We start from the raw sequence: 6,064 nt of genomic DNA, 5'->3' as shown, positions 1-6,064 counted from the left end.
GACGTATGAAGCTCGTCCGCCGCAGCGCCGCGCCAACCAAACCGCTTGGCGCTGCGGCGGATGCATAGGGGGAGAACTGTTACCTATGTATCCGGTTCAATCTGTTACCCATCTATCGGCTGGACACTTTCCTCGGCGGTTTCGCCAATCGGCGACGTTGCAGGATTTGGCACCGAGGTCACGGCTGCTTCTTTCTCCCCGTCTCTATACGGGGAGAAATGCCCGGCAGGGTAATGAGGGGCGGCGCCAACGTTCCGGAATGGCAATTGACCACAAGCGCCATCTGTCCGAACTATTGCGCCCCATGGCCACGCGCGACCCACCCGAACCCACCGAGCCCCTCACCTTCGCGGTGCTGGTATTCCCCGGTTTTCCGATGATGGCGTTCAGCTCGGTCATCGAGCCGCTGCGCGCCGTCAATGTGCTGGCGAAGCGGGAATGCTACCGCTGGATAATCGTTGGTGCGACCCAGGGTCCGGTCGAGGCGTCGAACGGCGTCGTCATCCAGCCAGGGTTCTATGCCGAGGCAGCACCCAAGGTCGACCGCATCGTCGTCTGCTCGGGCGGCGACGCCGATCATCTCGTCGCCGAGGACGCGGCGAGCTGGATACGCCGCAGCCTGCGCAATGGCGCCCATATCGGCGCGGTGGCGGATGCCGCCTTCTTCCTCGCGCGCGCGGGCCTGCTCGACGGCCATGCCTGCACCTTGCACTGGACCAGCCAGGCCGCCTTCACCGAGGCGTTTCCCAACATCGAATTGCGGCGCGATCTCTACGTCATCGATCGCAAGCGCTTCACGTCGGCCGGCGGCGTCGGCAGCCTCGACATGATGCTGGAGATCATCACCCGGGACTATGGCGCCGAGCTTGCCGCCGGCGTCGCCGAATGGTTCGTGCACAGCCAGCTGCGATCGAGCGTCGACCGCAAGCTGATGCCGCTGAGATTGCGCACCGGCGTCCAGAACGAGCTGGTTCTGTCGGCCATCGCCATCATGGAGGACGCGGTCGAGGAAAGGCTCGGCATGGCCGAACTCACCGCGAAACTCGGCGTCTCCTCCGACAAGCTCGAACGCTCCTTCCGCTCCGAACTCGACATCTCGCCCAACGGCTACTACCGGCGCCTGCGGCTGAAACGCGCCGCCGATCTCCTAGCCCACTCGACGCTCGCCGTGCGCGACGTGGCGCTGGCCTGCGGCTTTGCCTCGATGTCGAGTTTCGCCCGGGCCTTTCGCGAGGAGCATGGGCACGCGCCGAAGCAGGCAAGACGGCATTAGGGGCGCCCGCTGAAGCTGTGAGATGTTGGCGGGACAGCGCCCCCCTCTGTCCTGCCGGACATCTCCCCCACATGGGGGGAGATCGCTGCCACCTCGGCTTTCGCCTATCTCCAACATCGAAGACGGAGGCGCGGTTGGCGAAGCTGCCAATCTCCCCCCTCGTGGGGGAGATGCCCGGCAGGGCAGAGGGGGGCGCGAAGGATCGCGACGGCGCCTGTTGGCCAGCGGCATCTCGCACAACAAACGCGGTATTCCGCACAATCCATCCGCCCCGCCTGCGCCATGCTCGGCCCTCGCAAACCAGCCAAGGCCGAACCCCCATGAGCATCGTCGTATTCGACCCCGACAGCACCGAGGACGTCGACTTCAAGGACCGCATGCGACACCCCGTGGCCACTGACCCGGCCGGCGGGATGTGGCTGTCGGACACCGAGCCGTCCTTCATCGATGCGGACGCCCTGCGCAAAGGCCGGCTGGCGAAACTGCGCGGCTGGATGCGTGAGGCAGGCTATGGCGGCGTCGTGCTGTTCGACCCTTATAATCAGCGCTACGCCACCGGCTCGCGCAACATGTTCGGCTATTTCCTGCGCAACTCGACCCGCTATTTCTTCATCCCGACCGAAGGGCCGATCGTGCTGTTCGAATATCCGCAGAGCTACCATGTCTCCATGGTACTCGACACGATCGACGAGGCGCGTCCGTCCAAGCTCGTCTGGTCTTCCGTGTCAGGCCGCGACGACGAAACCGCGGGTCCCTTCGCCGACGAGATCGCCGAGCTCCTGAAGACGCATGGCGGCGGCTCGATGAAGCTCGGCCTCGACCGTTGCAGCCACCTGCAGGCGCTGGCGCTGGAAAAGCGCGGCTGCGAGGTCCGCGACTGCCAGGGCGAAATCCTGGCGGTGCGCGCGGTCAAGACGCCGGAGGAAGTGAAATGCCTGATGGCGTCGATGGCCGGTGCCGAGGCCGCCGTCTATGCCGTGCGCGAGGCGATCAAGCCCGGCGTCTCCGAAAACGAGCTGTTCGCCATCATGTATGGCGAGGTGATTCGCCAGGGCGGCGAGTTCATCGAGACGCGGCTGTTGACGTCAGGCCAGCGCACCAATCCCTGGTTCAACGAGGCCAGCGGCCGCAAGATCAGGCCCGGCGAGTTGCTGGCGCTCGATACCGACACGATCGGCTGCTACGGCTATTATTCGGATTTCTCCCGCACCTTCCGCTGCGGTCCGGGCAAGCCGACTCCTTACCAGAAGTCGCTCTACCGCATGGCGCACGACCAGGTTCAGCACAACATCTTGATCGTCAAGCCCGGCATGGCCTTCCGCGAGATCGCCGAGAAGGCCTGGAAGATCCCGGACCGCTTCGTCGACCAGCGCTACACCTCGGTCATGCACGGCGTCGGCATGCATGGCGAAACACCGTTCATCGCCCATGCCATGGACTACGAAACCTATGGCCGCGACGGCCATATCGTGCCAGGCATGGTGGTGAGCGTGGAAAGCTATATCGGCGAAAAGGGCGGCCGCGAGGGCGTCAAGCTGGAGGACGAGATCCTGATCACCGACACCGGCACGGAGCTGCTATCGCGCTTCCCCTATGAGGACGAGTTTCTGGAGAAAGAGGTTTGATAGCCGCTGCCCCACTCGGTGACGTAGCCTTTACGGTTGGCGCAGCCTCCCATCGTTTCGTCATCCTAGGGCGAAGCAAGGAGCGCAGCGACGCGGCGCAGACCCTAGGATCCATGCCGGGACGTCAACGCGCCTCCCATCGCCTTCGTCATCCTAGGGCGGAGCAAGGAGCGCAGCGACGCAGCGCAGACCCTAGGATCCATGCCGTGGCGTCGATGCCGCGCAACGGTTACCGAATTCTGCTCCGTTGCGCCATTCAATGGACGTCACGGAATGGATCCTCGGGTCTCCGCGACGCCGCTGCGCGGCTGCTTCGCCCGTGGATGACGAAGTCGGGGAGGCTTCGGCCAATCATCACCGCTTGCGCCAACCCGCTAAAAGCAACGATGTCGGCTTTTGACCAGCCTGCCAACCGCCAGGTCGATTCAGCCTGCAACCCAGGCGCCTCCGCATGAAAGCCCCCATCTCCATCAAGCGCGGCACGGTGGCCGCCGTGTTCATCGACCTGCAGGAAGAGCACCGGCACGACCCGCGCTACCTCGTCGAAGGCTACGAAAACATCCTCGCCAACGTCCAGCGCCTGCAGGCGGCGGCGCGGCAAAACCATGTGCCGCTCCATCACTGGGCCTATATCGTCGATCTCGACAGCCAGGACCGGCCCTTTCATCCCACAGGCGAAGACGGCAAGTCGGCCTTTTCCGACAAGAGCGACCCGCTGACCGAGATCTGCCATGAGGTGGCGCCGGCGGAGGGCGAGGCGCTGCTGATCAAGGCCGAGGCCAGCGCCTTTCGCAGCGGTCCGGCCGCCGACCGGCTCGAGGCTTCAGGCATCGAATGGCTTGTTGTCGCGGGCGTGTGGACCGAGGCCTGCATCGACGCCACCGTAAAGGATGCGGTGGCGAAGGGCTTTCGCGTGTTGCTGGTCAAGGATGCCTGCGGCAGCGGCAGCGCGGCGATGCACCAGACCGGCATCCTCAACCTCGCCAACCGGCTCTATGGCGGCGCGGTTGCCGACACCGACGGCGCCTGCCGGCTGCTGGCCGGCGAGACGGTCACCGTCTGGCAGGTCGAAGGCTCGGTACCCCTGCGCTTCACCTTTGAAAACGCCGCCCGTCTCTATGCCGAGCTTTGATGTGCCCCGCAGACTGAAATGACCGGCCGCGGCAAATACGAAACCCGGCTCGATCCGGCACTCTGGGCCTATATCGACAGCGTCAACGCCTGGTATCCGCCCGAGATATCAGGCCTGCCGGTCGACAAGCAGCGCGCGGTCTATGCCAGGATGTGCCGCGCCTTCCATCAGGGCAGACCGCCCGGGGTCAGGGCCCGCGACAGCTTGGTCGCCGCTTCCAAGCATGGCATCCCGGTCCGCCGTTACCGGCTCGCCGGCGCGGCGCCGCATGCGACAGTGCTCTATTTCCACGGCGGCGGCTTCATCCTCGGCGGGCTCGAAAGCCATGACGACATCTGCGCCGAAATCTGCGCCGGCACCGGCTTCGACGTGCTGTCGGTCGACTACCGGCTGGCGCCCGAGCACCTTCACCCCGCCGCCTTCGACGATGCGCTGGCGGGTTTCGAATGGGCGGCCGCAAGCAGCGGCCTGCCGCTAGTGCTGTGCGGCGAAAGCGCGGGCGGCAGTCTGGCGGCGGCGCTGGCGCAGGCCATGCGTCACCATCCGCGCGCCGCGATCGGCCAGGTGCTGATCTATCCCGATCTCGGCGGCAACGAGGCGGTGGGCTCCTATGTCGAACACGCCGATGCGCCGCTGCTGTCGACAGGCGATGCCGCCTTCTATCGCGACGTCAGGTCAGCCAGGAAGCAATCGCCCGACGATCCGACCTTTTCACCGCTGCGCGACACGGACTTTTCCGGCCTGCCGCCGACGGTGATCGTAACGGCCGAATGCGATCCGCTGTCGTCGGATGGCGAGGCCTATCGCGACCGCATCTTGGACGCCGGCGGCAAGGCGTGTTGGCATCAGGAGCCCCGCCTCGTGCACAGTTTCCTGCGCGCTCGCATCACAGTGCCGGCCGCGGCGGAAGCCTTTGCGCGCATCATCGCGGCGGTTGCCGCGCTGGGCCGAGGTGAGTGGCCGTACTGAAGGTCCGGGTTACGACGAGGTCGCGGCACTTGCCTCGGACGACGTTGCCTTCAGCCAAAGCGCCTTTTCGCCAAGCGTGGCGACCATGGCGGCGTGCGCCGCGCGCTCTGCTTCGGTGAGGCGCGGCACGAGCGGCGCCGGCCGTTCGGCGACGATGATCTCGATATGGCGGACGTTCTCGCCCTGGGCCGGCGCGGTGGCGCTGTCGAGAATGAGAGCCGCCTGCTTGCCGCCGATCAGCTCGATATAGACTTCGGCCAGCAATTCGGAATCGAGCAAGGCTCCGTGCTTGGTGCGTTTCGTATTGTCGATGCCGTAGCGCCGGCACAGCGCGTCGAGCGAATTGGGACCCATCGGGTGCTTGCGGCGCGCCAGGGCCAGCGTATCAACGACAAGCCCGTTATCGACGGGCGGATGACCGAGCCGGCCGAATTCGACATTGAGGAAGCCGATATCGAATGTGGCGTTGTGGGCGACCAGCTTGGCGCCTTCCGTGAACCGCAGCCATTCCTCGGCGATTTCGGCGAAGGTCGGCTTGCCCGCGAGATCGGCAGCGCTGATGCCGTGCACGGACTGCGCCTCGGCATGGATCGCGCGCCCTTGCGGGTTGATATAGTGATGGAAGGTCCTGCCGGTCGGAAAACGATTGACCAGCTCGACACCGCCAAGCTCGATCACGCGGTCGTCGCGCGAATCGAGGCCGGTGGTTTCGGTATCGAAAATGATCTCGCGCATCGAATCAGTTGCTCCAAAGGAGCAGAATCACGAGACCGGAACAAAATGGCAATGGGCAATGCCTCTTTTCCCTTCTCCCCTTGTGGGAGAAGGTGTCGCCGAAGGCGACGGATGAGGGGTGCTCCAGCTTGGCACCGACGGCACCCCGTGGCGCACCCCTCATCCGTCTCGGCGCTGCGCGCCGATCCACCTTCTCCCACAAGGGACCTGTTGCGTAATTGGCTGGTTGTGATTCTCTGAGATGAAAGCTCGGAGGGAATCGCAATGGCGGTGAAGCAGACGGGTCAGTTGAGCTTGGCGGAGGCTTTCCTGGGCAACAGGCTGGCTGGC

At 65.1% G+C, this 6,064-nt stretch carries 5 protein-coding genes; 4 read left to right on the top strand and 1 reads right to left on the bottom strand.

What is annotated here, in order from left to right:
* Positions 1-304: 304 nt before the first annotated feature.
* From EN861_RS34165 to EN861_RS34140, 4 genes are all read left to right on the top strand, one after another.
* Complete coding sequence (locus tag EN861_RS34165; protein ID WP_127276263.1) at positions 305-1,273, top strand: GlxA family transcriptional regulator; 969 nt, start codon at positions 305-307, stop codon at positions 1,271-1,273.
* Between the two features lie 320 nt (positions 1,274-1,593).
* On the top strand, positions 1,594-2,898 hold the full coding sequence (locus tag EN861_RS34155; RefSeq protein ID WP_135867828.1) for a Xaa-Pro peptidase family protein: 1,305 nt from the start codon (positions 1,594-1,596) through the stop codon (positions 2,896-2,898).
* Between the two features lie 451 nt (positions 2,899-3,349).
* Entirely contained in the window at positions 3,350-4,030 is a 681-nt protein-coding gene (locus EN861_RS34145; protein WP_135867826.1) for an isochorismatase family protein, read from the top strand.
* A gap of 18 nt (positions 4,031-4,048) precedes the next feature.
* Positions 4,049-4,999, top strand: coding sequence for an alpha/beta hydrolase (locus EN861_RS34140; RefSeq protein ID WP_135867825.1), 951 nt, complete (start codon positions 4,049-4,051; stop codon positions 4,997-4,999).
* 9 nt (positions 5,000-5,008) lie between these two features.
* On the opposite strand, the gene dnaQ is transcribed toward EN861_RS34140, so the two are convergent.
* Positions 5,009-5,734, bottom strand: coding sequence for a DNA polymerase III subunit epsilon (gene dnaQ / locus EN861_RS34135; protein WP_127276253.1), 726 nt, complete (start codon positions 5,732-5,734; stop codon positions 5,009-5,011).
* Between the last annotated feature and the right edge of the window lie 330 nt (positions 5,735-6,064).

This window comes from Mesorhizobium sp. M8A.F.Ca.ET.218.01.1.1, assembly GCF_004791165.1.
Taxonomy (GTDB): domain Bacteria; phylum Pseudomonadota; class Alphaproteobacteria; order Rhizobiales; family Rhizobiaceae; genus Mesorhizobium.
This window is presented reverse-complemented; position numbering and strand designations above follow the sequence as displayed.